Genomic DNA, 2,379 nt, shown 5'->3' with positions numbered 1-2,379 from the left:
CTGTCCAGCAGCAACCACGCCGCACCCTGCTACTCCATAAACCCCCTGGGGTGCTCTGCACGCGCCGGGATCCCCAGGGCCGCCCCACGGTGCTGGATCTGCTGCCCCCCGCTGCAGGAGAGGGCCTCTACCCCGTGGGCCGCCTGGACCGGGATAGTGAAGGCGCCCTGCTGCTCACCAACGACGGGGACCTGGCCCTGCGCCTCACCCATCCCCGCCATGGCCACAGCAAGACCTACCGGGTCTGGCTGGCGGGGGTCCCCAGCGCCGACCGCCTGGCCGCTTGGCGCTCCGGGCTGGTGCTGGATGGTCGCCGGACTCGGCCCGCCCGGATCGAATTGGAGCACCGCAGCCCCATGGGCAGTTGTTTGCGGATTGTGTTGCGGGAGGGGCGGAACCGCCAGATTCGTCGCATTGCCGATCAACTGGGACACCCGGTGCGGCGCCTGCAGCGTTTGGCGATAGGCGGCCTGGCGCTGGGCTCCCTGGCCAGCGGCTCCTGGCGCTGGCTGAAGACCCATGACCATGACCTGCTGCTGGCTATCGATGCAGAAATCTGAATCCAAGCTGACAGAAGAACAATGGCGTTGATCCCCCTGTCTCCAGCCCAGCATCAGGCCCTGGCGCTCTTGCAGCAGCAACTGCGCCAGTGGAACAGCCGCTGCAATCTCACCAGGTTGGTGGAGGGGGACGACTATTGGGTGGCCCAGGTGCAGGATTCCCTGTGGCCCCTCAGCCGCATGAATCCCCCGTTCCATGGCCCTCTGCGGGGTGTGGACGTGGGCGCCGGCGGCGGCATTCCAGGCCTGGTGCTGGCCATTGCCCTGCCGGAGAGCCGCTGGGTGCTGGTGGATTCCCTACAGCGCAAATGTGCTGCGGTGCAGGCCATGGTCGGCGCCCTTGGCTTGCAGGCGCGGGTGGAGGTGGTCTGTACACGGGCCGAGTTCTTGGGTCGGGATGGCCGATACCGGGGCCGGTTTGACGTGGCGGTGGCCCGAGGGGTGGCGCCGGCGCCGGTGGCGGCGGAATATCTGGCGCCGCTTCTGGGCCGCGGCGGCCTGGCGCTCCTCTACCGGGGCCGCTGGAGCGGAGCGGATCACCAGGCTTTGCAACAGGCGGCCCGGCAGTTGGGTTGTCGAATCCGCGCCAGGGAGCGTTGTCTGCTTCCCGCCAACCGCGGCCAGCGTCACGTGCTGATCCTGGAGGCGGAGACGCCCTGCCCTGCCTCCTATCCCCGTGCTGTGGGCGTCCCGGCCAGGCGCCCCCTGGCCACAGCATCTTCGCCGCCAACGGCTGATCCCAACGCCTGAACGGCCCCAACGGAAACACGCCGGCGCAACCCCTCTGTTGCAGTCTGCTGCGACTACCCGGCGGATCCTGACTTTATTCTTTTGCGTGGCCACAATAAAAGCAGTTTGTGGTGGTGTGGCCCTTGTATCTTTTGCACCTCCACCTTCACGGCCTGTTTCGGGGGCGCAACCTTGAGTTGGGCCGTGATGCGGACACCGGAGGGCAAACCCTCTACGTGCTGGAGTTGGTCAAGGCCCTGGCCGCACAGGAGAACGTGCAGCGGGTTGAGGTGGTTACCCGACTCATTGAGGACCGTCGGGTGTCCAGCGATTACAGCCGCCGGGAGGAGACCGTTTGCCCGGGCGCTCAGATTGTGCGTCTCCCCTTCGGCCCCAGACGCTACCTCCGCAAGGAACTGCTCTGGCCCCACCTGGATGAACTGGCGGATGAACTCATCCACCACATCTGTCGCCGCGGCCAGCGGCCCCACTGGATTCATGCCCACTATGCCGATGGGGGATACGTGGGGGCTCTGGTGAGCCGCCGGCTGGAAATTCCCCTGCTGTTTACGGGTCATTCCCTGGGGCGGGAGAAGTTGCGCCGCCTGCTGGGCACCGGCCAGACCCGGGCCCAGATCGAGAAGACCTACGCCATGAGCCTGCGCATTGACGCCGAGGAGTTGGCCCTGGCCCAAAGCCGGCTGGTGGTGACCAGCACCCGTCAGGAGGCAACGGATCAATACGCCCGCTATGGCCGCTTTCACCCGGAATTGGCCACGGTTATTGCTCCGGGTGTGAACCTGGAGCGCTTCCGTCCGGCCCGGGAGGGTGACCCGCCGTCCACGGCATTGGATGACCTGCTGGGGCAATTTCTGCGCCAGCCCCAGCGGCCGCCGGTGCTGGCCCTCTCCCGGGCGGATCGCCGCAAGAATATCCCCGCCCTGGTGGCCGCCTTCGGCAGTTCGGAACGGTTGCGGCGCCAGGGGAATCTCATCCTGCTGATGGGATCCCGTCGGGACATCCGCAAGGCGGATCGGGAACAACGGGAGGTGTTCCAACAGGTGTTGGAACTGGTGGATTACCACAATCT

3 protein-coding genes are annotated in these 2,379 nt (G+C 66.7%); all 3 read left to right on the top strand.

The window, feature by feature from the left end; all coding sequences use genetic code 11:
* Positions 1 to 560 (top strand): pseudouridine synthase (locus BG35_RS0109220; protein ID WP_025782590.1); only part of this gene is annotated, 560 nt, incomplete at its 5' end.
* Positions 561 to 581: 21 nt separating this feature from the next.
* On the top strand, positions 582 to 1,310 hold the full coding sequence (locus BG35_RS0109215; RefSeq protein ID WP_025782589.1) for a 16S rRNA (guanine(527)-N(7))-methyltransferase RsmG: 729 nt from the start codon (positions 582 to 584) through the stop codon (positions 1,308 to 1,310).
* Positions 1,311 to 1,441: 131 nt separating this feature from the next.
* Positions 1,442 to 2,379, top strand: a 938-nt coding sequence (locus BG35_RS0109210; RefSeq protein ID WP_025782588.1) for a glycosyltransferase, incomplete at its 3' end; no start/stop codon positions are given.

The organism is Candidatus Synechococcus spongiarum SH4 (genome assembly GCF_000586015.1).
In the GTDB taxonomy this organism is placed as follows: Bacteria; Cyanobacteriota; Cyanobacteriia; order PCC-6307; family Cyanobiaceae; genus Synechococcus_B; species Synechococcus_B spongiarum_F.
This window is presented reverse-complemented; position numbering and strand designations above follow the sequence as displayed.

Excerpts from the sequence above, each read along its gene's own strand:
- BG35_RS0109215 (WP_025782589.1), top strand. The coding sequence starts at position 582 with ATGGCGTTGATCCCCCTGTCTCCAGCCCAGCATCAGGCCCTGGCGCTC.